General features: G+C 73.1%; 22 protein-coding genes. 11 read left to right on the plus strand and 11 right to left on the minus strand.

Annotated elements, in window-relative coordinates:
* Positions 1 to 10 precede the first annotated feature (10 nt).
* On the minus strand, positions 11 to 337 hold the full coding sequence (locus ACI1MP_RS14735; protein WP_100588028.1) for a hypothetical protein: 327 nt from the start codon (positions 335 to 337) through the stop codon (positions 11 to 13).
* 164 nt (positions 338 to 501) lie between these two features.
* On the opposite strand from ACI1MP_RS14735, the gene ACI1MP_RS14740 reads away from it, so the two are divergent.
* The 5 genes from ACI1MP_RS14740 to ACI1MP_RS14760 are packed head-to-tail and all read left to right on the plus strand — an operon-like array spanning position 502 to position 5,659.
* Positions 502 to 1,452, plus strand: a complete 951-nt coding sequence (locus ACI1MP_RS14740) for an STM4015 family protein (RefSeq protein ID WP_404868822.1) — start codon at positions 502 to 504, stop codon at positions 1,450 to 1,452.
* Between the two features lie 14 nt (positions 1,453 to 1,466).
* The gene (locus ACI1MP_RS14745; protein WP_404868823.1) at positions 1,467 to 2,636 is read left to right on the plus strand and encodes an STM4014 family protein; all 1,170 of its coding nucleotides are present in this window, start codon (positions 1,467 to 1,469) and stop codon (positions 2,634 to 2,636) included.
* A 37-nt stretch (positions 2,637 to 2,673) separates the two neighbouring features.
* Entirely contained in the window at positions 2,674 to 3,495 is an 822-nt protein-coding gene (locus ACI1MP_RS14750; RefSeq protein ID WP_404870802.1) for an STM4013/SEN3800 family hydrolase, read from the plus strand.
* Entirely contained in the window at positions 3,492 to 4,814 is a 1,323-nt protein-coding gene (locus ACI1MP_RS14755) for an STM4012 family radical SAM protein (protein WP_404868824.1), read from the plus strand. The genes ACI1MP_RS14750 and ACI1MP_RS14755 overlap by 4 nt, the downstream gene beginning before the upstream one ends.
* Positions 4,811 to 5,659, plus strand: a complete 849-nt coding sequence (locus ACI1MP_RS14760; RefSeq protein WP_404868825.1) for an STM4011 family radical SAM protein — start codon at positions 4,811 to 4,813, stop codon at positions 5,657 to 5,659. The genes ACI1MP_RS14755 and ACI1MP_RS14760 overlap by 4 nt, the downstream gene beginning before the upstream one ends.
* A 19-nt stretch (positions 5,660 to 5,678) precedes the next feature.
* Here the strand turns inward: ACI1MP_RS14760 and ACI1MP_RS14765 are convergent, their stop codons facing one another.
* The 6 genes from ACI1MP_RS14765 to ACI1MP_RS14790 are packed head-to-tail and all read right to left on the minus strand — an operon-like array spanning position 5,679 to position 10,999.
* Positions 5,679 to 6,665, minus strand: a complete 987-nt coding sequence (locus tag ACI1MP_RS14765) for an ABC transporter substrate-binding protein (protein ID WP_380333922.1) — start codon at positions 6,663 to 6,665, stop codon at positions 5,679 to 5,681.
* A gap of 29 nt (positions 6,666 to 6,694) precedes the next feature.
* Positions 6,695 to 7,465 carry an amino acid ABC transporter ATP-binding protein gene (locus tag ACI1MP_RS14770; RefSeq protein WP_083462656.1) on the minus strand — a complete coding sequence of 257 codons (771 nt, stop codon included), beginning with the start codon at positions 7,463 to 7,465 and terminating at the stop codon, positions 6,695 to 6,697.
* Positions 7,462 to 8,403: an amino acid ABC transporter permease gene (locus tag ACI1MP_RS14775; RefSeq protein WP_380333921.1), complete on the minus strand. Its 942-nt coding sequence runs from the start codon at positions 8,401 to 8,403 to the stop codon at positions 7,462 to 7,464. The genes ACI1MP_RS14770 and ACI1MP_RS14775 overlap by 4 nt, the downstream gene beginning before the upstream one ends.
* 15 nt (positions 8,404 to 8,418) lie before the next feature.
* Positions 8,419 to 9,372, minus strand: coding sequence for an ABC transporter substrate-binding protein (locus tag ACI1MP_RS14780; protein WP_380333920.1), 954 nt, complete (start codon positions 9,370 to 9,372; stop codon positions 8,419 to 8,421).
* A complete protein-coding gene (locus ACI1MP_RS14785) occupies positions 9,369 to 9,869 on the minus strand; it encodes a GNAT family N-acetyltransferase (RefSeq protein ID WP_404868826.1) in 501 nt (166 codons plus the stop codon). The genes ACI1MP_RS14780 and ACI1MP_RS14785 overlap by 4 nt, the downstream gene beginning before the upstream one ends.
* Positions 9,866 to 10,999 carry an LLM class flavin-dependent oxidoreductase gene (locus ACI1MP_RS14790; protein WP_404868827.1) on the minus strand — a complete coding sequence of 378 codons (1,134 nt, stop codon included), beginning with the start codon at positions 10,997 to 10,999 and terminating at the stop codon, positions 9,866 to 9,868. The genes ACI1MP_RS14785 and ACI1MP_RS14790 overlap by 4 nt, the downstream gene beginning before the upstream one ends.
* A gap of 606 nt (positions 11,000 to 11,605) precedes the next feature.
* On the opposite strand from ACI1MP_RS14790, the gene ACI1MP_RS14795 reads away from it, so the two are divergent.
* From ACI1MP_RS14795 to ACI1MP_RS14805, 3 genes are all read left to right on the plus strand, one after another.
* Complete coding sequence (locus ACI1MP_RS14795; RefSeq protein WP_404868828.1) at positions 11,606 to 12,556, plus strand: amino acid ABC transporter permease; 951 nt, start codon at positions 11,606 to 11,608, stop codon at positions 12,554 to 12,556.
* Entirely contained in the window at positions 12,553 to 14,448 is a 1,896-nt protein-coding gene (locus tag ACI1MP_RS14800; protein ID WP_404868829.1) for an FAD/NAD(P)-binding protein, read from the plus strand. The genes ACI1MP_RS14795 and ACI1MP_RS14800 overlap by 4 nt, the downstream gene beginning before the upstream one ends.
* A 68-nt stretch (positions 14,449 to 14,516) precedes the next feature.
* Positions 14,517 to 16,793 (plus strand): FdhF/YdeP family oxidoreductase, encoded by a 2,277-nt coding sequence (locus ACI1MP_RS14805; protein WP_404868830.1) that lies wholly within the window; start codon positions 14,517 to 14,519, stop codon positions 16,791 to 16,793.
* 34 nt (positions 16,794 to 16,827) lie between these two features.
* Here ACI1MP_RS14805 and ACI1MP_RS14810 read toward each other — a convergent pair whose 3' ends face one another.
* On the minus strand, positions 16,828 to 18,333 hold the full coding sequence (locus ACI1MP_RS14810; RefSeq protein WP_404868831.1) for an NlpC/P60 family protein: 1,506 nt from the start codon (positions 18,331 to 18,333) through the stop codon (positions 16,828 to 16,830).
* 288 nt (positions 18,334 to 18,621) lie between these two features.
* Here ACI1MP_RS14810 and ACI1MP_RS14815 point away from each other — a divergent pair, with 288 nt between their 5' ends.
* Both ACI1MP_RS14815 and ACI1MP_RS14820 read left to right on the plus strand, forming a co-directional pair.
* Entirely contained in the window at positions 18,622 to 19,788 is a 1,167-nt protein-coding gene (locus tag ACI1MP_RS14815) for an inorganic phosphate transporter (protein ID WP_232734114.1), read from the plus strand.
* A 13-nt stretch (positions 19,789 to 19,801) separates the two neighbouring features.
* Positions 19,802 to 20,029 (plus strand): hypothetical protein, encoded by a 228-nt coding sequence (locus ACI1MP_RS14820; RefSeq protein ID WP_189271002.1) that lies wholly within the window; start codon positions 19,802 to 19,804, stop codon positions 20,027 to 20,029.
* Between the two features lie 463 nt (positions 20,030 to 20,492).
* On the opposite strand, the gene ACI1MP_RS14825 is transcribed toward ACI1MP_RS14820, so the two are convergent.
* Positions 20,493 to 22,061, minus strand: coding sequence for an MDR family MFS transporter (locus ACI1MP_RS14825; protein WP_232734115.1), 1,569 nt, complete (start codon positions 22,059 to 22,061; stop codon positions 20,493 to 20,495).
* A 106-nt stretch (positions 22,062 to 22,167) separates the two neighbouring features.
* A complete protein-coding gene (locus tag ACI1MP_RS14830; protein WP_043915996.1) occupies positions 22,168 to 22,632 on the minus strand; it encodes a MarR family winged helix-turn-helix transcriptional regulator in 465 nt (154 codons plus the stop codon).
* Positions 22,633 to 22,738: 106 nt separating this feature from the next.
* Between ACI1MP_RS14830 and ACI1MP_RS14835 the strand changes: the two genes are divergently transcribed.
* The gene (locus tag ACI1MP_RS14835) at positions 22,739 to 23,773 is read left to right on the plus strand and encodes a DUF3533 domain-containing protein (RefSeq protein ID WP_404868832.1); all 1,035 of its coding nucleotides are present in this window, start codon (positions 22,739 to 22,741) and stop codon (positions 23,771 to 23,773) included.
* A 25-nt stretch (positions 23,774 to 23,798) separates the two neighbouring features.
* Here the strand turns inward: ACI1MP_RS14835 and ACI1MP_RS14840 are convergent, their stop codons facing one another.
* Entirely contained in the window at positions 23,799 to 24,323 is a 525-nt protein-coding gene (locus tag ACI1MP_RS14840; RefSeq protein ID WP_043915994.1) for a GtrA family protein, read from the minus strand.
* Positions 24,324 to 24,330 lie beyond the last annotated feature (7 nt).

Raw genomic sequence — 24,330 nt, forward strand, 5'->3', positions numbered from 1 at the left:
GCGGCCGGGCTCAGTCCGCGACGATCCGGACCGCGCCGGGCACGTACTCGCGCTGGCGGACCACCCGGAACCAGCCGGTGGGCAGGGCGATCGCCGCGTGCTCCTCGTGCACGACCTTGCCGCCCTCCGGCAGGTGCAGCCAGGCGCGGCCGAACGGGCCGGACTCGCGCAGCAGTTCGCCGGGGCCGACCACCGCGTGGGCGTGGCCGGTGACTTCGCCGAGGGCCAGCACCAGCCGGCCGCGGCCGTCCCGCGGCTGGCGCGGCAGGTGGGCCACCGCGGCCGGGACCGCGCCCTGCTCGACCGGCACGATCAGTACGTCTCCCTGGCGGTACACGGAGTCCTCCCGCGGTCGGGTCCGGCCGGGCGCCGGACGTCCCGACCGGAAAACTAGGCGGCCCCACCGACAACACCACGCCCGAACAATTCCCCGTGCGGGTGAACGTCGGGGGCGGCTGGTAGACAGGGTCCGGCCCCACGACGAGCAGCGAGGAGCGGCGCATGACCATCAATCAGCACATCGAGGAGTTCCACGGCCTTCCGGTCACCGACTTCCTCAAGGCCTCCGAGGAGGGGAAGTTGCCCGCGGCGGCGGCCACCGCCTGGAAGATCTGGGTGGACTGGGACGACGACACCACCTTCGCCGAGTACTGGGCGAAGTTCCTGGAGACCGTCGCGGTGGAGGAGGTCACCGCGGTGGTGATCGGCCGCTGGTTCTCCGAGGAGCCGGAGTCGCTGTCCGAGGCGCTGCCGGTGGTGCTCGCGTCCGCCGCCCGCTTCCCGGCGCTGCGGGCGCTGTTCATCGGCGACATCGTCATGGAGGAGTGCGAGATCTCCTGGATCCAGACCTGCGACATCACGCCGGTCCTGGAGACCTTCCCGCTGCTGGAGGAGCTGGTGATGCGCGGCGCCGGCGAGGACTACGACGGCAACGACCGGCTCTCCCTGAAGCCGCTGCGGCACGAGAAGCTGAAGGCGCTGCGGTTCGAGGCCGGCGGCCTGCCGGGCGTGGTGGTCCGCTCGGTCGCCGCCTGCGACTTCCCCGCGCTGGAGAAGCTGGAGCTGTGGCTCGGCGTCGACAACTACGGCGGCGACTGGACGATGGCGGACCTCGGCCCGTTCCTGTCCGGCGCCAACCTGCCCTCGCTGAGGTACCTGGGCCTGCAGAACGCCGAGCTGCAGGACCGGATCGCCGCCGAGGTCGCCCACGCCCCGGTGGTTCCCCGGCTGACCGGGCTGTCGCTGTCCATGGGCGCGCTCACCGACGAGGGCGCGGCGGCGCTGCTGGAGGGCCAGCCGCTCACCCACCTGAAGACGCTGGACCTGCACCACCACTACCTCACCGAGGGCATGCAGAAGCGCCTGCGGGACGCCCTGCCCGGCGTCGGGATCGACCTCTCCGACGCCGAGGACCCGAACGACAACTGGCGCTACGTCGCCGTCTCCGAGTAGCCGGAGGTCCTGCGTTGACGCCGCCACAGCTGGTCGTCCTGGGTTGCCCGGGCCACCGGAGAGTCACCCTGTTCGCCGCCGCGGCCCGCGCCGCGGGGCTGCCGGAGCCCGCCGTGCTGCCCTGGTCCGCGGTGCTGCGCGGACGGTACGAGCTGCCGCCCGGCGCGGTGGTCCGGGTCGACTCGCCCGGTGAGGACCCGGAGGCCGACCGGCTGCTGCGCGGCGCCGCCCTGGGCGCGGGCTACGCCGCCACCCGGGTCGAGGGCGGCCCGGCCTGGTACGCGGGCGTCACCGCCGCCCTGCGCGAGCTGGCCGCCCGGCCCGGGGTGCAGCTGCTCGGCGACCCGGAGGAGATAGCGGTGATGTTCGACAAGCGCCGCACCCACACGGCGCTGTCCGCCGCCGGGGTGCCGGTGCCCCGCGCGCTGCCCGGCGAACTCCCGCACTCCTTCGAGGAGTTGCGTGAACGGATGGCCTCCGCCGGAATGCGCCGGGCCTTCCTCAAACCGGTGCACGGCTCCTCCGCCTCGGGCGTGGTGGCCCTGGAGTTCGGCCCGCGCGGCCGGGTCCAGGCCACCACCTCCGTGGAGGTCACCCCGGACGGGCTGCACAACTCGCTGACCGTCCGGCGCTACCGCGGCGCGACCGAGGTCGCCGCCCTGGTCGACCGGCTCACCCCGGAGGGCCTCCACGTCGAGCAGTGGGTCCCCAAGTCCGGCCAGCACGGCCGCGCCGCGGACCTGCGCGTCCTGGTGGTCGGCGGCCGCGCCACCCACGTGGTGGTCCGCACCAGCCGCCACCCGATGACCAACCTCCACCTCGGCGGCGCCCGCGGCGAACTCTCGGCCGCCCGCGCCGCCGCCGGCGACACCTGGCCCACCCTGCTCGCCACCGCGGAAGCCGCCGCCGCCCGCTTCCCGCACGCCCCCATGGTCGGCGTCGACCTCCTCCCCTCCTCCCACTGGCGCCGCACCCTGGTCGGCGAGGTCAACGCCTTCGGCGATCTGCTCCCCAACCTCCCGGGCCTGCCGGACGGCCCGGCCCCGGGCCTCGACACCTACGCGGCCCAACTGGCTTCGCCGAGATACCTGAACGCCCTCCACCGGAGCACAGCGGCAGCCCCCGCCCCGCACCCGCACGCAGCGCAGGGGCAGCCCCAGTCAGTCGACGCCCCGGCGGCGTAACCCCGAAGGAACCCCCGTGCACCACGACATACCGAACATGAACGAGATCGTCGGCACCCACGATCTCCTCCTCCTCACCCTCGACACCCTCCGCTTCGACGTCGCCGAGGAACTCCTCGCCGCCGGCCGCCTCCCCAACCTCGCCCGGGTGGTCCCGAACGGCGGGTGGGAGCGCCGCCACTCCCCGGGCAGCTTCACGTACGCCGCCCACCAGGCGATCCTGGCCGGGTTCCTGCCCACGCCGGCCTCGCCCGACGGCCCGCACCCGCGCCTGTTCGCGGCGCGGTTCGCCGGCTCCGAGTCGACCGAGTCCCGGACCTGGGTGTTCGACGCGCCGGATCTGCCGACGGCGCTCGCCGCGGCCGGTTACCGCACGGTCTGCATCGGCGGCGTCGGCTTCTTCAACAAGCAGGGCCCGCTGGGCTCCGTCCTGCCCGGCCTGTTCCAGGAGAGCCACTGGGCACCGGAGTTGGGCGTCCCGTCCCCGACCTCCTTCGAGTCGCAGGTGGCGGTGGCCGAGCGGGTCGCCGCCGAGCAGCCGTCCGAGCAGCCGCTGTTCCTGTTCGTCAACGTCTCGGCGCTGCACCAGCCGAACTGGTTCCACCTGCCGGGCGCGACCCGCGAGGACGGCGACTCCCGGGCCAGCCACGCCGCCGCGCTGGAGTACGTGGACGCGCATCTCGGGCGGCTGTTCGCGGTGATGTCCGCGCGTCGGCCGTGTTTCGCGATCGTCTGCTCGGACCACGGCACGGCGTACGGCGAGGACGGTTACACCGGTCACCGGATCGGCCACGAGGTGGTCTGGACGGTGCCGTACGCGCACTTCACCCTCCCGGCCACCTCCCAGGAACCCCGATGACGACGACCCCCGAGTCCCCGTACCAGTCGTACGTCTACGCGTACCCGCACAAGACGGCGTACCGCCCGCTGCCGGACCGCCCGTCGCTGGCCGAGCTGTGGCGCGGCGAGAAGCAGGACGCCCTCTCGCTGTACCTGCACATCCCGTTCTGCGAGGTGCGCTGCGGCTTCTGCAACCTGTTCACCCGGATCGGCAGCCCGGAGGGCCTGACCACGGCGTACCTGGACGCGTTGGAGCGCCAGGCCGGCCAGGTCCGGGACGCGCTCTCCGGCACCGCCGGGTTCGCCCTCGCGGCGTTCGGCGGCGGCACGCCGACCTATCTGACGGCGGCCGAGCTGGAGCGCCTCTGCGACATCGCCGAGCACCGGATGGGCGCGGATCTGCGCGGCATCCCGCTCTCTGTCGAGGCCTCCCCCGACACCGCCACCGCGGACCGCCTCCAGGTCCTGGCCGAGCGCGGCACCACCCGGCTGAGCCTGGGCGTGCAGTCGTTCCTGGACGAGGAGGCGAGGTCGGCGGTCCGGCCGCAGAAACGGGCGGCGGTGGAGGCGGCGCTGGGCCGGGTCCGGGACGCCGGTTTCCCGGTGCTGAACATCGACCTGATCTACGGGATCGACGGCCAGACGCCCGCCAGCTGGATCAAGTCCCTGGACGCGGCGCTGAGTTGGCAGCCCGAGGAGCTGTACCTGTACCCGCTGTACGTCCGCCCGCTGACCGGTCTCGGCCGCCACGCCGACCACGCGGCCTCCCCCGAATGGGACGCGCAGCGCCTGGCGCTGTACCGGGCGGGCCGGGACCACCTGCTGGCGCACGGGTACGAGCAGGTGTCGATGCGGATGTTCCGCCGGGCCGGCGCGGCGAGCGCGAGCGCCGGCGAGTACGCCTGCCAGACCGACGGCATGGTGGGCCTGGGCTGCGGGGCCCGCTCGTACACCTCGAAGCTGCACTACTCGTTCGACTACGCGGTGGACGCCCGCGAGGTGCGCCGGATCATCGACGACTACGTCGCCGCCCCGGACTTCTCCCGGGCCGAGCTGGGCTGGGAGATGACGGACGAGGAGACCCGCCGCCGCCACCTGGTGCAGTCGCTGCTGCAGGGCGAGGGCGTCGACCTGACGGCCTACCGGGGGCGTTTCGGCAGCACGCCCGGGCAGGACTTCCCGTCCGAGCTGGCCGGGTTCGCCGCCAACGGCTGGCTGGCCGAGGACGGGGACCGCCTGCTGCTCACCCCGGAGGGCCTGGCCTGGTCGGACGCGATCGGCCCGCAGCTGTTCTCCGCCGGGGTGCGCGAGCGGATGGCGGGGTACGCGCCGAAATGAGCACCCTGACCGTCCTGTACCGGGGCCCGCTGTCCTCCTGCGACTACGACTGCCCGTACTGCCCGTTCGCCAAGCGGCGGGACACCCCGGAGCTGCTGCGCACCGACCGGGCCGCGCTGGAGCGGTTCACCGCCTGGGCCTCCGGATACGAACACGGCCGCCTGTCCGTGCTGTTCACGCCGTGGGGCGAGGGCCTGGTGCGGTCCTGGTACCGGCGGGCGATGGTGGAGCTGAGCCGACTGCCGCACCTGGAGCGGGTGGCGATCCAGACCAACGCGAGCTGCCGGACCGGCTGGCTGGCCGAGGCGGACCTGTCGAAGCTGGCGCTCTGGGTGACGTACCACCCGGGCCAGGTGACGGAGCAGCGGTTCCTCGCCAAGTGCGCCGAGCTGACGGCGCTGGGCGTGCGGTTCAGCGTCGGCGTGGTCGGGCAGCCGGAGCACCTGGCGGACGCCCGCCGGCTGCGGGCGGCCCTGCCGCCGTCCGTCTACCTGTGGGTGAACGCGGCGGACGGGCACGCCTACGACGACGCGGAGGCGGCCGACTGGACGGAGCTGGACCCGCTGTTCGGCTACAGCCGCCGCCCGCACCGCAGCGCGGGCCTGCCGTGCCGCACCGGGGAGAGCGTGGTGTCGGTGGACGGGGACGGCACGGTGCGCCGCTGCCACTTCGTCCGGCCGCCGCTGGGCAACCTGTACGACGACTCCTACCGGAGCCAACTGCGGCCCCGGGGCTGCCCGTTGGGCGAGTGCGACTGCCACATCGGCTATGTGCACCTGGAGTCGCTGCCGCTGTACGACGTGTTCGCGGGCGGGGTGCTGGAGCGCATTCCGCACCGGTGGTGACCGCACCCCGCCCGGGCGGTCAGTTCTTCGGCAGGCCGGGCGGGTTGATCTCGGAGCTCTGCACGGCCTCGTTGTCCAGTCCCCAGCGCTTCAGCACCTCGGTGTAGGAGCCGTTCCTGATCAGCTCGTCGATGGCTCCGCCGAGCGCCTTGATCAGGCCGTTGTCCTTCCTGGTGGTGGCGGCGATCTTGCCGAGGACCTGGTCGCCGGCGCCCGAGTAGGTGCCGATGATCTCGGTCTCGCCGGTCTGCGCGGCGTGGAAGGCGCCGGACGGGTTGGGGCCGAGCCAGGCGTCGATCCGGCCGGAGCCGAGGGCCAGGTAGTAGTCGGAGGAGTTCTGGTAGTACTTCACGTCCACCGGCTTGAGCCCGGCCTTGACGTTCTGCTCGTTCCAGTCGAGCAGCAGCTTCTCCTGGTTGGTGCCGGAGGCGACGCCGATGGTGTGCCCGGCGACGTCGGCCGGGCCCTTGACCTTCCAGCCGCCGCCCTTCCTGGCCTCGAAGCCGAGGATGTCGAGCCGGTAGGTGGCGAAGTCGTACTTCTCCTTGCGGGCCTCGGTGACGGTGATGTTGGTGATGCCGACGTCGAACTTGCCGCTGTCCAGGCCGACGAAGACGTTCTCCCAGGAGACCGGCGTGAGTTCGACCTTCAGGCCGAGGACGTTGCCGATCAGGTACGCCAGATCGGGTTCGGCGCCGATGATGGTGCGGTCGTCGGTGGCGTGGAAGTCCAGCGGCGGGACGGTGCCGAGGTTGTCCACCACTTGCAGGGTGCCTCTTCGGCGGATCTCCTCGGGCACCAGTGCGGCGACGGCGTCGACCTTGGGCGTGGTGACGCGGTGCTGCTCCGGCGTCAGGTTGACCTTGACGCCGTTGGGCGCGGTGCCCGCACCGGCCCCGCCCAGGTCGGCGGCGGCGGTGCCGCCGGAGCCACAGGCGGTGAGCAGCAGGACGGCGGCGAGCGCCAGGGCGGCCGGGGCGGCGGTGCGGCGGATCACGGCGGACATGGGGACGACTCCTTACGAGTGGGCGGTGTTCAGAGGACCTTGGCGAGGAAGGCGCGGGTGCGCTCGTGCTGCGGGGCGTCCAGCACCTGGGCGGGCGGGCCCTGTTCGACGACCACTCCGCCGTCCATGAACACGACCGTGTCGGCCACCTCGCGGGCGAAGCCGATCTCGTGGGTGACCACGATCATGGTGGTGCCGGTGCGGGCCAGGTCCTTGATGACGTCGAGGACCTCGCCGACGAGTTCCGGGTCGAGCGCCGAGGTCGGCTCGTCGAACAGCAGGACCTTGGGTTCCAGGGCGAGCGCCCGGGCGATCGCGACCCGCTGCTGCTGGCCGCCGGAGAGCCGGCGCGGGTACTCGTCCGCCTTGTCGGCGAGGCCGACCCGGGTCAGCAGTTCGCGGGCCCGGGCGCGGGCCTGCTCGCGAGGGACGCCGAGCGCCCCGACGGGCGCCTCGACCAGGTTCTCCAGCACCGTCAGGTGCGGGAACAGGTGGAAGTTCTGGAACACGAAGCCGAGCCGGGTGCGCTGCTTGAGCACCTCGCGTTCGGGCAGTTCGCGCAGCTTGTCGCCGACCCGCCGGTAGCCGATCAGTTCGCCGTCCACCCGGACGTACCCCCGGTCCAGCTTCTCCAGGTGGTTGACCGCCCGCAGCAGGGTGGACTTCCCGGAGCCGGACGGGCCGAGCACCACCGTGACGGTGCCGGGCCGGACGTCGAGGTCGATGCCGCGCAGCACCTCCAGCCGCCCGAACCGCTTGTGGACGCCGCGCACTTCCACCATCGCCGTGCCGCTGCTCATGTCTGCTTCTCCCGGATCTCGGTGACGGCGGCGCGCAGGCGCTGCCAGGGGGTGGGCGGCGGGGTGCGTTCGCTGCCGCGGGCGAAGTACCGCTCGACCCGGTACTGGACGAGGGACAGCACGGTGGTCAGCAGCACGTACCAGGCGGTGGCGACCATCAGCAGCGGCACCACCCGGCCGGTCCGGCCGTAGATCACCTGCGCCTGGTAGAAGAGTTCGCCGATCGCCATCACGTAGACGATCGAGGTGCCCTTGAACAGCGAGATCACCTCGTTGGCGGCGTTCGGCAGGATGCCGCGCATGGCCTGCGGCAGCACGATCCGCCAGGCCTGCCGGAAGCGCGGGATGCCGAGCGCGGCCGCCGCTTCGAGCTGCCCGGCGTCCACCGCGAGCACCCCGCCGCGGATGATCTCGGCGGCGTACGCGGCCTGGTGCAGGGCGAGGCCGAGGACGGCCGCGCCGAGCGCGCCGAGCAGGTCCATGGTGCCGAAGGAGACGAAGCTCGGGCCGAACGGGATGCCGAAGCCGATCCGCTTGTACAGGTAGGCGAGGTTGAACCAGAACACCAGCTGGACGATCAGCGGGATGGAGCGGAACGCCCACACGTACGTCCAGGCGATGGTGCGCAGGATCGGGCTGCCGGACAGCCGCAGCGCGGCGATCACCGCGCCCAGGGCGAAGCCCAGCACCGTTCCGTAGGCGGTGAGTTGGAGGGTGACGCCGACGGCGCGCAGGATGCTGTCGGAGAACACGAAGGCGCGGAAGGTCGGCCAGTCCCAGCCGGGGTTGACGGCCAGCCCGTGCAGGAACTGGGCGACCAGCACCAGCGCGGCCAGGCCGGCCACCAGGCGCCAGGGGCGGCGGTGCGGGACGATCGGCAGCTCGGCCGTCGGGTCGGCGGGTGGTCGGAGGGGCAGCTGGGCGGTGGTGGTGGTCATCGCGGGGCTCCGGGGTCAGGGGTGCTCGGGCGGGTTGATCCGGGATTCGGTGATCGCCGAGTCGGTGGTGCCCCACTTGGCCAGGATCTTCCGGTAACTGCCGTCCTGGATCAGCCGGTTGACGGCGGCCTGGAACGCGGGGGTGAGCGGCGAGCCCTTCTTGAACGCGAAGCCCACGTCGAGGCGGTGGTACTCGCCGAGGAAGCGGACGTGCGAGCCGGGCTGGGCGGCCTGGTAGCGCAGGCCGTTGATGGTGGACATCACCACGTCGAGCCGGCCCTGCTGGAGGCCGGTGGTGACGGCGCCGCTCTCGGAGAACGCCTTCACCTCGTAGGGCTTGCGGCCGGCCTGCGCGCAGACCTCCTTCTTGGCGTTCAGCGTGGCCTCGAAGGTGGTGCCCGCCCCGGTGCCGACGGTCAGTCCGCACAGCTGCGTCAGCTCGGTGACGCCGGTCAGCGCGGTGTTGTCCTCGCGCACCGCGAAGCCCTGGCCGTCGTCGATGTAGGTGACGAAGTCGACGGTCTTCAGCCGGGCCTCGGTGACGCCGAAGTTGCCGGTGCCGACGTCGTACTTGCCGCTGCCGAGCGCGGGCAGGATGGTCTCGAACGCGGCGTCCTCGCGCTGCACCGTCAGCCCGAGCACCTTGGCGACGCCGTCGACGATGTCCACGTCCAGCCCGACCGGCCGGTGCTGGGCCGGGTCCGGGTAGTACGCGCCGGGCGGGGTGCCGATCGACCCGCCGAGCTTGATGGCGCCGGCGGCCCGCACCTCGGCGGGCAGCAGGGCGGCCGCCGCGTCGTCCTTCCGCACCTGCCCGAGCACGTCCTGGTCGGGCTGCACGCCGACCGGCGCGGCCGCCGGACCCGCCGTCGGGTCGGAGCCGCAGCCGGACAGCACCAGGACGGCGGCGACGGCCGGCCCGAGCAGGAGTCGGCGCTTCGGACGGTTCGGGTGCTGCGGGTGCTTCATCGGAGCTGGGCCTTTCCGGCCGTCGGGGCGGCCAGGTCTTTCTCGAACGGCAGCAGGTGGAACTCCGCCGACTGCTCGGTGACGTCGAACAGGGGCGTGTAGCCGGTCGCCAGGTAGAGGCCCCTGGCCTCCGGCTGGAACGACCCGGTGGTGAGGAAGATCCGCCGGTAGCCCGCCGCCCGGGCGGCGGACTCCAGTTCGGCCACCACCCGGCGGGCGAGGCCCTGGCGGCGGTGCGCGGCAGCCGTCCACATCCGCTTCAGCTCGGCGGTGTGCGCGTCGTAGCGGCGGAAGGCGCCGCCCGCGACGGGCTCGCCGTCGCGCAGCAGCAGCAGGAGCAGGCCGTCCGGCGGGGTGAACTCCTCGGCGGGGTGGCCGGCCATCTCCTCCTGGCCGCCCGCGCCGTAGCGGGCGACGTACTCGTGGGTGAGCTCGCGGATCAGCGGTTCGGTGAGCGGGTCGCCGAGGACGGCCCGCTCGACGGTCAGTGTGCTCACGCGGCCCCGGCCCCCACGTTCGCGGCCGCCACGGCCTTGGCGGCGTCGCGCTTGGCGACCTCCTCGCGGACCAGCGGGATGACGTACCGGCCGAAGTCGACGGCGTCGTCGATGTGGTCGTAGCCGCGGGCCGAGAGGATCTCCACGCCGAGGTCGTAGTAGTCGAGCAGCGCCTGGGCGACCGTCTCGGGGGTGCCGACCAGCGCGTTGGAGTTCCCCGCGCCGCCGGTGGCGGCCGCGGTCGGGGTCCACAGCGCCCGGTCGTAGCGCTCGCCGGCCTCGGCGATCTCCAGCAGCCGCTGCGAGCCGGTGTTCTCCGGCTGGTGGGCGCCCGTCAGCCGGCGGCGCACCAGGTCGTTGTTCTGCCGCCGGGCCTTGATCGCGCCGACCGTGCGGTGCGCCTTCTCCCAGGCGAGTTCCTCGGTGGGCGCGATGATCGGCCGGAACGCCGCCTGGATGCGCGGGACGTCGGTGCGTCCGGCGGCCTTCGCGGCGGCCCGGACCAGCTCGATCTGCTCGGCGGTGCGGGCCAGCGGCTCGCCCCACAGGCAGTAGATGTCCGCCTCGGCGCCGCCGGCGGCGTAGGCGGCGGGCGAGGAGCCGCCGAAGGAGACCTTCGGGCGGGGCTGCTGGACCGGGAAGACGTCCGAGACGAAGTCGTTGAAGCGGTAGAACTCGCCGTCGTGGTCGAAGGGCTGGTGGCTGGTCCAGGCCCGCTTGACGATCCGGATGTACTCCCGGGTGCGGTCGTAGCGGCGGTCCTTGGGCAGGAAGTCGCCCTCGCGCTGCTGCTCGTGGTCGTTGCCGCCGGTGATGAAGTGCACGGTGATCCGGCCGTCGCTGATCCGGTCCAGGGTGGCGAAGGTCTTGGCGGCGAAGGTCGGGTAGGAGACGTTCGGGCGGTGCGCGAGCAGGATCTGCAGGGTGTCGAGCCTGGCGGCGAGGTACGCGGCGGAGGCGGCGGGCTCCGGGGAGCCGGCGCCGTAGGCGAACAGCACCCGGTCCCAGCCGTGGTCCTCGTGGGCGCGGGCGAGGCGCAGGGTGTAGTCGCGGTCGAAGGCGTGGGTGGTGCGGGCGGTGGTCTCCGAACCGTCGCCGGTGGCGGCGATTCCGAGGAACTCGACGGGCATGGCAGGCCTCTTCGGGTCGGCGCGGTTCCGCGTCCGGGCATGCCGGGGGGACGCCTCGGCGGGCGGGACGGGAACGACGGGTGGGTCGGCGGGGAGTCAGCAGGAGGCCGACCGGAATCCGGGCGGGCGGGCGGCGCGTGACGGGGCGCCGGTGGGCTCTCGGAGCGAGCGGGGACGCAGGAAAAGGGCGGCAGCGTACGCCTGTCGATCCGTCCGGACGGACGGCTTCCCGGCCCGCGACGGGGCGACCGAGGGAGGACTCCCGGAGGGAGAAGGGCCGGTCAGGCGGCCCGCTGCCGGGTCAGCCGCGACACGCGGCGGACCACACCCGACCGAAGTCGATGTGGCCTCGCGTCACCAGGGCGGGCTGTCCGGCAGTCATGTCGAACAGTTGAGCAGTGCCCCCGATGGTCCGTCAACCATCGTTCACGGGGCGAAACCTGGCCGCTCTTGACAGTGCCGCGCCGCCCGCCCGTACCATCGGGGCGGAGCGAGTACCGCCCGGGCCCGGCCGAACTGCCGCCGGGACCAGCCGCGTTGAGGGACGCGGCGCGCGTGAGTGACGGCATGCGGACACCGCCTGCCCCGCCGCCCGATGGAGCCCTCATGGCCTCGCCCGCCGCCCCGTCCACCGCCCCACCCGTTCCGCGCGCCACTGCCGCGCCGCCCACCGAGCTGCCGATCGCACCCCGCCGCCGCCCCTGGCGGTACGTGAGCGGCGGCCTGGCGCTGCTCGCCACCGCGCTGCTGCTGCGCTCGCTTGCCGGCAACCCGGCCTTCGAGTGGCCGGTGGTGGGCGCCTACCTGACCTCGTCCGCAATCCTGCGCGGCCTGTGGCTGACGCTCTGGCTGACCGCCGTCGTGATGGTCCTCGGCTTCGCCCTCGGCACCGGCCTGGCGGTGGCCCGACTGTCCGGAAACCCGGTGCTGCGCACGCTGAGCTGGGGATTCGTCTGGATCTTCCGGGCCACTCCGCTGCTGGTCCAGCTGCTGTTCTGGTTCAACATCGGCGCGCTGTACCCGCGGCTCGCGCTGAGCGTGCCGTTCGCCGGCGAGCTGTTCGCGGTGCGGACCGTCGACCTGCTCGGCCCGGCGCTCACCGCCGTCGTCGGACTCACCCTGCACGAGGCCGCGTTCGCCGCCGAGGTGGTGCGCTCCGGCGTCCTCTCGGTCGACCAGGGCCAGCTGGAGGCGGCCGCCTCGCTCGGCCTCGGGCGCGGCCGGGTGCTGCGCCGGATCGTGCTGCCGCAGGCGATGCGGGCGATCCTGCCGCCCGCCGGGAACATGCTGATCGGCACCCTCAAGGGCACCTCGGTGATCTCCGTGCTGGCCGTCCACGACCTGCTGTTCTCCGCCCAGCTGATCTACAACCGGACGTACCAGGTGATCCCGCTGCTGGTGGTCGCCACGCTCTGGTACGTGGCGGTGACCAGCCTGCTCTCGGTCGGCCAGTACTACCTGGAGCGGCACTTCGCCCGCGGCTCCACCCGCGCCGAGCCGCCGCCCACCCCGTGGCAGCGGGCCCGGGCGGCGCTGCGCCGGGTCGGCGGGCGGTGAGCCGGGTGCCGGTCCTGGTCGTCGTCGGCGCCGGTCCGCGGGGCACCGGCCTGCTGGAGCGGATCGCCGCCAACGCCCCCGAACTGCTCGCCCCCGAGACCGGGTTGGACATCCACCTGGTCGACCCGCACCCGCCCGGCGGCGGCCGGATCTGGCGGCACGCGCAGTCCCCGCTGCTGCGGATGAACTCGATGGCCGAGGACGTCACCATGTTCACCGACGAGCGGTCCACCCTGCTCGGCCCGGTCCGCCCCGGCCCGTCGCTCGCCGAGTGGGCCGCCGAGCCGGCCGCCCACCGGCCGTACCGCCCGGTCGAGGACCCGGACGTGGCCGACGAACTGCGCACCCTCGCCCCCACCGACTTCCCCACCCGGCGCGCCCAGAGCGCCTACCTGGACTGGGTGCTGCGCCGGTCCGCCGCCGAACTCCCGCAGAACGTGCGGCTGTTCCTCCACCGGGACACCGCGTGGCGGCTCACCGGCGACCCGGCGGGACCGCAGCACGTCCACCTCGGCGGCGCCGTGCTGCGCGCCGACCGGGTGGTGCTGGCCCTCGGCCACCTCGACTCCGCGCCCGGCCCGGAGACCGCCGCCACCCGTGCCTTCGCCGCCCGGCACGGCCGCACCTACGTGCCGCCCGCGTTCACCGCCGACGCCGACCTGGACGGCCTCGCCCCCGGCGAGCAGGTGGTGGTCCGCGGCCTCGGGCTGGCCTTCGTCGACCTGGTCGCACTGCTCACCGAGGGCCGCGGCGGCCGCTTCGTCGCGCACCCCTGCGGCGGCCTGCGCTACCTCCCGTCCGGCCGCGAACCGGTGCTGCACGTGGGCTCCCGGCGCGGCGTCCCGTACCACGCAAAGACCGACTACCGGCTCCGGGGCCCGCTCCCGCCACTGCCCCGCTACTTCGGGCCGGACACCGAACTCCCGGACGGGCCACTGGAGTTCCGCCGCGACCTGTGGCCCGCGATGGCCAAGGAGATCGGCTTCGGCTACTACCACGAGCTGTTCCACGGCCACCCCGGACGCACCGCCGTGCCGTGGGACGCGTTCCTCGCCGCCTACCACCCGCTCGACTGGTACAGCCCGCAGCGCGAGGCGCTGGTCGCCGCCGCCGTCCCCGACCCGGACGACCGGCTCGACCTCGAACGGCTCGACCGCCCGCTGGCCGGCCTGCGGGTCGCCGACCCCGCCGAACTCCAGCGCCACCTGCGCAGGTACCTGCGCGCCGACCTGGACCGCCGCTCCGACCCGCGGCACAGCGCCGACCTCGGCGCGTTCCACGCCCTGCTCTCGCTGTACGGCCAGCTGGTCCGGCTGCTGCCCCGGCACCCGCTCACCGCCCGTTCCACCGCCAACGAACTCGACGGCTGGTGGAACGGCTTCTTCTCCTTCTACGCGTCCGGCCCGCCCGGCTTCCGCCTCGACCAGCTGCTCGCCCTCGCCGACGCCGGACTGCTCCACTTCCTCGGCCCGGACGTGCGGGTGGACCTCGACGAACGGCACGGCGCCTTCCGCGCCTCCTCCCCCGCCCTGCCCGGCCACCACGTCCACGGCACCGCCCTGGTCGACGCCTTCCTGCCCCCGCCCTCCCTCGACCGCACCGCCGACCCGCTGCTGCACCGGCTGCTGGACGAGGGCCGGATCGACGAGGAGCACCTCACCGACCCCGACGGCCACACCTACCGCTCCGGCCTGATCCGCACCGACCCCGACGCCCGGCTGCTCGACCCCGCGCTCGGCGGCCGGCCGCACCCGCGCCGCACCGCCCTCGGCGCCCCCACCACCACCCGCGCCCCCGCCGCCTTCGCCCGGCCCCGCACCGACGCCCCGGCGTTCCGGCAGAACGACGCGGTCGCCCGGCGGCTGCTGGCGGAGCTCCAGAAGGAGGCCTGACCGCCCCACGACACCCGCCGCCGCACCGGATACGCTCCAAGCACCCCGAGCCCTCCGGAGAGTCCGCCATGGCCAAGCAGCCCCCGCACCGCGACCCCGCCCAGGACGCGCCGCACGTCGGGCCCCCGGCCCACGCCGCCGCCGGTCTGCCCGCGATCGGGCACACCCTGCGGATGGCCGCCGACCAGATGTCGCCGGGCCGGGTGCTGGCCACTCTGCGCAAGGTCAACCAGCAGGGCGGCTTCGACTGCCCCGGCTGCGCCTGGCCCGATCCGGACAAGCCGCACCTGGCGGAGTTCTGCGAGAACGGCGCGAAGGCGGTCGCCGAGGAGGCCACCGAGCGCCGAACAACCCCCGAGTTCTTCGCCGCCCACCCGGTCGCCGAACTCGCCGAGCGCTCCGGCTACTGGCTCGGCCAGCAGGGCCGCCTCACCACGCCGATGCTGCTCGACGAGGGCGCCACCCACTACGCGCCGATCGGCTGGGACGAGGCGTTCGCGCTGATCGCCGCCGAACTCACCGCGCTGGGCTCCCCGGACGAGGCCGCGTTCTACACCTCCGGCCGGACGTCCAACGAGGCGGCCTTCGCCTACCAGCTGTTCGCCCGCCGGCTGGGCACCAACAACCTGCCCGACTGCTCCAACATGTGCCACGAGTCCTCGGGTTCGGCGCTCACCGAGACCCTCGGCGTCGGCAAGGGCAGCGTCTCGCTCAAGGACCTGTACCAGGCCGACCTGATCATCGTCGCCGGCCAGAACCCGGGCACCAACCACCCGCGGATGCTCTCCGCGCTGGAGCGCGCCAAGCGGGCGGGCGCGAAGATCGTCAGCGTCAACCCGCTGCCCGAGGCCGGCCTGGAGCGGTTCAAGAACCCGCAGACCCCGCGCGGCCTGGTCGGCGGCGGCACCAGGCTCACCGACCTGTTCCTGCAGATCCGGCTCGGCGGCGACCTGGCCCTGTTCCGGGCGCTGAACCACCTGCTGCTCACCACCCCCGACGCGGTCGACGAGGCCTTCGTCGCCGAACACTGCGCCGGGTACCGGGAGTTCGCCGCCGAGGCCGCCGACCTCGACCGGCCCGCCACGCTGGCCGCCACCGGACTGCCCTGGGAGCAGATCGAGGAGCTGCACCGGCTGGTGCTCTCCTCACGGAAGATCATCGTCTGCTGGGCGATGGGCCTGACCCAGCACAAGCACTCGGTGCCGACCATCCGCGAGGTCGTCAACTTCCTGCTGCTGCGCGGCAACGTCGGCCGCCCCGGCGCGGGCGTCTGTCCGGTGCGCGGGCACAGCAACGTGCAGGGCGACCGCACCATGGGCATCTTCGAACGCCCCAGCACCGCGTTCCTGGACGCCCTGGGCAAGGAGTTCGCGTTCGAGCCGCCGCGTGCCCACGGCCACGACACCGTCGACACCATCCGGGCGATGCGCGACGGCCGAATACGCGTCTTCTTCGCGATGGGCGGCAACTTCGTCGCCGCGAGCCCCGACACCGACGCCACCGAGGCCGCGATGCGCCGCTGCCGGCTGACCGTGCACGTCTCCACCAAGCTGAACCGCTCGCACGTGATCACCGGCGCCCGCGCGCTGATCCTGCCCACCCTGGGCCGCACCGACCGGGACGTCAGCACCCTCGGCCCGCAGTTCGTCAGCGTCGAGGACTCCATGGGCATGGTGCACTCCTCGCGCGGCGGTCTGCGCCCGCCCGCGCCCGACCTGCTCTCCGAGGTGGCGATCGTCAGCCGACTGGCCCGCGCCGCGCTCGGCCCGCAGGACCCCACGCCGTGGGAGGACTTCGCCCGCGACTACGACCTGATCCGGGACCGGATCGCCCGCGTGATCCCCGGCTTCGACGACTTCAACGCCAAGGTCCGCCGCCCCGGCGGCTTCGCCCTGCCGCACGCCCCGCGGGACAGCCGCACTTTCCCCACCGCCACCGGCAAGGCCAACTTCACCGTCAACCCGCTCACCGCCCCCGACGTCCCGCCGGGCCGGCTGCTGCTCCAGACGCTGCGCTCGCACGACCAGTACAACACCACCGTGTACGGCCTGGACGACCGCTACCGGGGCATCACCGGCGGCCGCCGGGTGGTCCTGGTCAACCCCGCCGACGCCGCCGAACTCGGCCTCGACGACGGGCGGTTCGTCGACCTGGTGAGCGAGTGGAAGGACGGCGTGGAGCGCCGCGCCGCACGCTTCCGGGTGGTGCACTACCCGGTGGCGCGGGGCGGCGCGGCCGCCTACTACCCGGAGACCAACGTGCTGGTGCCGCTGGACTCCACCGCGGACATCAGCAACACCCCGACCTCCAAGGCCGTGGTGGTCCGCCTGGAGCCCACCGCCTGACCGGGCCGGACCCGCCGCTCCCCCGGCCGCGCCGTCAGTCGCCCGACGGCGTGGCCGAGCCCGAGCCGTGGGCGCTCGCCGACAGCGACGCCGGACCCGACCCGGAGGCCGGCGCCGAGCCGGATCCGGACGGCGCGCCCGAGGCCGAACCGCCCGTCGAACCGCCGGCCGACCCGCTGGGCGAGCCGCTCGAACCGGTGCTCGGCGAGCCGCTGCCGCCGGGCTCCGGCGGGGCCGTGGTGCCGGGGGTGCTGGGCTTCGGGTCCGGCGAGGCCGAACCGCCGGGCGCCGGGGTGGTCGGGGCGGGGGTGGTCGGGGCCGGCACGGGCGGCAGCGTGGACGGCTTGGCGGGCGCGATCTTCGACTCGCCGACCGGCACGTCCGGCACCTTCCACGCGCCGCCCGCGTCGTCCGCCGAGTCCTCCGGGTCGGGCCGGACGGCGCCCAGGATCGGCATCGCGCCGACCTTCGACACCTTCACCACGTCGCCGGTGCGCGGGGCCTGCACGACCAGGCCGCCGCCGAGGTACATCCCGATGTGGGTGGCGCCGCCGTAGTACACCACCAGGTCGCCGGGGCGCATCTGGTTCAGCGGCACGTGCTGGAGCTGCGCCCACTGCTCCTGGCTGGTGCGCGGAATGGCCCGGCCGGCGTGCAGCCAGGCCTGCGAGGTGAGGCCCGAGCAGTCGAACACGTCCGGGCCGGCGCCGCCCCACACGTAGTCCTTGCCGAGCTGCTGGAGCGCCCAGGCCACCGCCTTGCGGCCCATCGCGGACGGCGTGCGCTCGCCCTTGCCGAGCGCGCCGGAGGCCAGGAAGGCCAGCTGCGCCTGGTCGGCCTGCTGCTTCTCGATCGCCTCCAGCTCACTGCGCTGCGCGCCGGTGAGCGAGCCGACCAGGGTCTCCACGTCGGCCAGCTTCCTGGCGACCTCGTTCTTCTGCTGCTCCTGCTGGGCGGCCAGCGTCTGCGCGTCGGCCAGCGCCTGCTGGGCGGCCAGCTGCGCGGCGGCCAGGGTGTCCCGGTCGGCCTTCAGCCGCTCCAGGAACGCCTTCTGCGAGCGCCCGGCGGAGTCCAGCAGTTCGGCGATCACCACCGCCTCGTACGGGTCCTTGGCGAGCAGCATCTCGGCGTACCCGGATATCTGGCTGTTGCGGTACTGCGCGGACGCCAGCTGGGCGGCCAGGTCGCTGCCGGTGTCCACGGCCTCCTGCTGGCGCACCACCCGGGCGTTCAGGTCCTGGACGGCGGCCTGCTGCTCGGCGAGCCGGGCGACCGTGCCGTTGTACTGCTCGGTGGCGGCCTCGGCCTGCTGGTAGAAGGTGTGCAGCTGCTCCAGCAGCGGGCCCAGGGTCTGCTTGGCCTCGGCCAGCGGGTCGGATCCGGCGGAGACGGCGAGCGTGGCGCCCGGGTCCGGCGCCGCGTACGCGGCGGTGCCGAACGGGAGGGCCAGTGCGGCGACGGCCAGCACCGCCCCGCATCGCAGCGCGGCCCGCACCCACGGCCGCAGTCCGGTCGGTTCCGCGCGCTGCCCTGCCCCCATCGGCCGGCCCTCCCCTGGTTCTCCGTCGGCGATCGAAGCGATCCTGCCATGCGGAGGGGGGTTACCGGCAGGCCTCCCGGGGGGCGTGAAGTGAATTCTCACCCGCGCCGGAGTGTGACAACCCTCTCATCCACTGACGCGATCTCCATGGAAAACCGACGCTCCGGCAACTCCCGCGCCACTCAAGGAACCGCAACTCCGCGCCGAGTTAACCTCCCGTTCACCGAGGCTTCCTACCGTCGCCCCGGACAGCAACGTCAGTCCGACCACTTCGACGATTGTTTGGGTATGGAACACATCACGTTCCTGGTGGCCGTTGTGATCATCACGGCGCTCGCCTTCGACTTCACGAACGGCTTCCACGACACCGCCAACGCGATGGCCACCTCCATCGCCACCGGCGCCCTCAAGCCCAAGGTCGCCGTGGCCATCGCCGCGGTGCTGAACTTCGCCGGCGCGTTCCTCTCGGTGAAGGTGGCCACCACCATCTCGGGCGGCATCGTCAACGAGAAGGCCGGACTGCAACCCTCGATCATCTTCGCCGCCCTGGTCGGCGCGATCCTGTGGAACCTGCTGACCTGGCTGAAGGGCCTGCCCTCGTCCTCCTCGCACGCCCTGTACGGCGGCCTGATCGGCGCGACCGTGGTCGGCGCCGGCATCGGCGGCGTCAACTTCAGCGTCGTCGTCTCCAAGATCCTCATCCCGGCGGTGGCCTCCCCGATCATCGCGGGCGTGGCCTCCTGGGGCGCCACCAAGATCGCGTACCTGATCGCCGGCAGCAGCCCGAAGAAGAGCACCGAGAAGGGCTTCCGCCGCGGCCAGATCTTCTCCTCCTCGCTGATCTCGCTGGCGCACGGCACCAACGACGCGCAGAAGACCATGGGCATCATCACGCTGACCCTGATCTCGGCCGGCCAGCTGCACAAGGGCGACGGCCCGCCGACCTGGGTCATCGTCAGCGCCGGTCTGGCGATCGCGCTGGGCACCTACATGGGCGGCTGGCGGATCATCCGCTCGATGGGCTCCGGCCTGGCGGACATCCGGCCGCCGCAGGGCTTCGCCTCGGAGACCGCGGCCGCCACCGTGATCCTGACCTCCTCGCACATGGGCTACGGCCTGTCCACCACCCAGGTCTGCTCCGGCGGCATCATGGGCGCGGGCCTGGGCGGCCCGTCGGGCAAGCTGCGCTGGGGCATGGTCCGCCGCATGGTCTACACCTGGGGCCTGACCCTGCCGGCCGCCGCCGTGGTGTCCGGGCTGGCCGCGCTGGTCGCCGACCAGGGCAACTGGGGCGTGGCCGTGGTCGGCGTCGCGCTGGTGCTCGGCGCCGGCTCGATGTGGCTGATCTCCCGCCGCCAGCCGGTGCACGCCGACAACGTGAACGACGGCGACAGCACCACGGTCGACCTGCCGGTCGCCGGCACCACCACCGGCCAGACCACCATCGCGGCCTGAGAGGACAACGACCATGCACATCAAGTGGGCCGCTCTGGCCGAGACCGCGGGCGTCAGCCTGACCGTCACCCTCGCCGTCGTCACCGTCTTCGCCCTGGGCAACCTGGCACTCTCCCGCCGGGAGGCGGCCGTCGAGGCCGGCACCGGCAAGGGCACCCCGGCCCTGGCGGCCGCGGTCCTGTGCTTCGCCGCCTGCGCGGCGGCGGTGGGCTACGGCATCTCGCTGATCGCCGCCAAGTAGCACCGCACCCCGACGAAGGGCCCCGGCCGACCCGGCCGGGGCCCTTCTCGCACTCCCGGCGGCAGCCCGACCGACCACCGGACCCGCACCCTTGCAGCCGGGACGCAGAGCGCTCCAACCGACACCCCGCACCCTTGCGGCCGGGACGCAGAGCGCTCCAACCGGCACCCCGCCACCGCGGCGGGCCCGCCGGAAGCCCGTCCCACCCGCCGGCACGCGCCCGGTCGCCCACCAGGCCCCGACCCCCACGGCCGGGACGGCGCGCAGGCCGCCCGCAACGGCCGGCCGTCGGCAGCACCACCGCTCAGCCCAGCCCCAGCAAGGCCTCGGCGCGCCCCGCACCCGCCGCGGCCGTCCGCGCCGACGCCACACCGATGGCTGCCCGGCGGCCCGCCCGGGCCCCGATCCGACGAAGGGCCCCCGCCACCTCGGCGGGAGCCCTTCTCGCATGTCGACGCGCGGCTCAGTCGGCGACTAGCTCCACCGGCTTCGCGGCGGGCTTCTCGTCGGCGGCGGTGCGCAGCGGCACCTCGCGGATGAACAGCACCAGCAGGAAGCCGACCACGGCGAACGGGGCGGCGACCAGGAACACGGTGCCGACGCCGTGCCCGAACGCGTCGGTGACCAGCGGGACGATCCGTGCGGGCAGCTTGGACAGGTCCGGGATGCCGTCCCCGCCGCCCGCGGCGGCCGGGAGGCCGGCCTTGGCGAGGTTCTCCGCCAGGTAGGAGGCGACCTTGTGCCCGAGCAGCGCGCCGAGCGCGGAGACGCCCATCGCGCCGCCCATGGTGCGGAAGAAGGTGACCACCGAGCTGGCCGCGCCGAGCTCGTGCCGCGGGACGGTGTTCTGCACCGCGAGCACCAGGTTCTGGCTGGTCAGGCCGAGGCCGACGCCGGCGATCGCCATGTAGAGCGCGAGCAGCGCGTAGGAGGTGTCGGCCCGGGCGGTGCCCATCAGGCCGAGGCCGACGGCGAGCAGGACGGTGCCGCCGACCAGGTAGCCCTTCCACTTGCCGTACTTGGTGATGAGCTTGCCGGCCACGGTGGAGGAGACCGCGAGGCCCAGGATCATCGGCAGGGTGAGCAGGCCGGCCTGGGTGGGGGTCTTCTCCTTGGCGAGCTGGAAGTACTGGCCGAGGAAGGTGGTGGTGCCGTACATGCCGACGCCGACGAAGGCGGAGGCCACCGAGGCGAGCGCGACGGTGCGGTGGCGGAACAGGTCGAGCGGGATCAGCGGCTCGGCGGCGCGCTTCTCGACGGCGACGAACAGTCCGGCCAGCGCCAGGCCGCCGAGCACCATCACCGCGGTCTGCCAGGACACCCAGTCGTAGTTCTTGCCGGCCAGCGAGATCCAGATCATCAGCAGGCTGACCGAGGCGGTGATCAGCACCGCGCCCAGGTAGTCGATCTTCGGCTTGCGGACGGTCTGCTCGGGGAGCTTGAGGGTGCGCTGCAGCACCAGGATGGCGAGCAGGGCGAACGGGACGCCGACGTAGAAGCACCAGCGCCAGCCGAGCCAGGAGGTGTCCACGATGACGCCGCCGATCAGCGGGCCGCCGATGGTGGCGAGCGCGAAGACCGCGCCGAAGTAGCCGCTGTAGCGTCCGCGCTCGCGCGGGGAGACCATCGCGGCCAGGCAGATCTGGCCGAGCGCGATCACACCGCCGGCGCCGATGCCCTGCAGCACCCGGCAGAAGATCAGCATGCCGATGCTCTGCGACAGGCCGGCCAGCGCCGAGGAGAGCACGTAGATCACCATGGCGATCTGGACCAGCAGCTTCTTGCTGACCAGGTCGGAGAGCTTGCCCCAGAGCGGGGTGGCGGCGGTGATCGACAGCAGGGCGGCGGTGACCACCCAGGTGTAGGCGGACTCGCCGCCGTGCAGGTCGTTGAGGATCCGCGGAAGCGCGTTGGAGACGACCGTGGAGGACAGTACGGCCACGAACAGGCCGAGCAGCAGGCCCGAGAGGGCTTCGAGCACTTGACGGTGGGACATCTGGGCCTGAGGGGCGGTCGGGTGGGTCGTCGACATGCGCTTCCTTCGACTGAAGATTCGTTGCCTCAAGCAACTATACGTGGATAGTTGACTAAGGCAACTTTCTTCAAGCCCAAGTAAAGAAACCCTCCCGACGCCCCGCTCAGACCCCCTCGGTCAGCTCGTTGAACCGCTCCAGCAGCCGCGCGAACTGCTCCAGCTCACCCAGCTCCCACGCCGCCAGCGAGGCCCGGAACCGCGCCATCCGCACCTCCCGGGCCGCCGCGAACCGCCGCTCGCCCTCCTCGGTCAGCGACACCAGCGAGGCCCGCCGGTCCAGCGGATCGGTCTCCCGGTGCAGCAGGCCCAGCTCCTCGATCGCCCGGATCTGCCGGCTGACGGTGGCCTTGCCCACCCCGAAGTGCAGCCCGATGTCGGTCACCCGGGCCCGCCCGGACTCCCTGATGAAGGAGAGCAGGACGTACGCCCCGGCCTCCAGTTCCGGATGCACCAGCCGGGAGACCTCGGAGGCCCGCGCCCGGCTGCGCCGGAACAGCGTCGCCACCTCGCGCTCGACCGCGAGAAATGCCAGTTCGGAGGCGTCCGGCTGCGCCACGGGGTCGTTCATGGCGCTCAGTATCGCGCAGGCGGCGCCTCCCCCGGCGGGTAACTGTTTCATGATATGAAGTATCCGTTTTGCGTACTGGCACCGGATTGATAGGGAGATGCCCCGCATGGCAGAGCCTGCAAAGGGATTCGTCAACGACCTCAAGGACGCGGTGACACCACGCGCGTTCCTCCTGGTCGTCGCCGTCCTGCTGCTGCAGCTCGGCTTCATCACCTCGTACGTGGGCGCGCTCCACCAGCCGAAGCCGCACCAGCTGTCCATCGCAGTGGTCGCCCCGCCGGAGGTCGCGCCGAAGCTGACCGCCGCCCTGGAGTCCGTCCCGAACGAGGCGGTGCGCGCCTCCGTCGAGCCCGACGTGGAGACCGCGAAGGCCCGGATCAAGGACCAGAAGATCTACGCGGCCTGGGTGTTCGACCCGGCCGGCACCCAGGACACCCTGCTGGTCGCGGAGGCCCGCGGCCCGGCCGCGTCCGGCGCCGCCGAGCTGATCGTCACCAAGGTCGCGGCCGCCCAGCACCGCACCGTCGAGGTGCAGGACACCATTCCGCTGGCCGCCGGCGACGGCAAGGGCCTGTCGAGCTTCTACCTGGTGGTCGGCTGGTGCGTCGGCGGCTACCTGGTCGCCTCGATCCTCGGCGTCAGCGCCGGCGCCCGCCCCGCCAACACCAACCGGGCCACGGTGCGCCTGGGCACCCTGGCGCTGTACTCGATCGCCGCGGGCCTCGGCGGCACGCTGATCACCGGCCCGATCCTGAACGCGCTGCCCGGCTCGATCCTGGCGCTGACGGCCATCGGCGCACTCGTGGTGTTCTCGGTCGGCGCGGTCACCATGGCGCTGCAGTGCCTGTTCGACATCATCGGCATCGGCGTGGCCGTGCTGATCTTCGTGGTGCTGGGCAACCCCAGCGCGGGCGGCGTCTACCCGCCGCCGCTGCTGCCGACGTTCTGGCGGGCGATCGGCGAGTGGATCCCGAACGGCGCCGGCACCTCGGCCACCCGCTCCATCGCCTACCTGGGCTCCTCCGCGATGGCGCTGCCGCTGACGGTGCTGGCGGTCTGGGCCGTCCTCGGCGTCGCGGTGACCTACGTCGCGGCGGCCCGCCGACCGCTCTTCGGCCGCCCCACCCCGAACGGGGTGTGAGCGGCCGTCACGGACAGGGCGGGGGTCAGACCCGCTCGGGCTCCCGCCCCTGCTCCTGGTTGGTCACCCGGTCGGAAAGCCGGGTGAACACGAAGCGGTTCATCGCCCAGTAGCGGAACACCATCGCCACCAGGGTGCCGATGAGCATGCCGCTGACGAAGTCGGCGACTTCCTGGGTGAACTTGCTGACGTCCGGGTAGCGCAGGTCGAACACGTAGCGCGAGGCCGCCAGCGGAAGGTCGTTCACGCCGACCGCGAGGGCGCTGACCACCATGAACAGCACCGCCTCGCGCTGCTTGCCGGCCGCCCGGAAGGACCACTGGCGGTTCCACACGTACGACACCACGGTGGCGAGTGCGGTCGCGATGGTCAGCGCGATGACCGGCTTCGACTCGAAGACGGTCATCTTCAGAGCGAAGTTGATCACCATGGTGATCAGGAAGCAGGTTCCTCCGACGACGAGGAACTTGACCAACTTGCGGTGCTTGACCAGGAACGGGCGGAACTGCTCCGGGATAGCGGTCAGCGCGCGCTGTGTAGGGGACGGCATGCGGGAA

Source organism: Kitasatospora griseola (genome assembly GCF_044999035.1).
Lineage (GTDB): Bacteria > Actinomycetota > Actinomycetes > Streptomycetales > Streptomycetaceae > Kitasatospora > Kitasatospora griseola.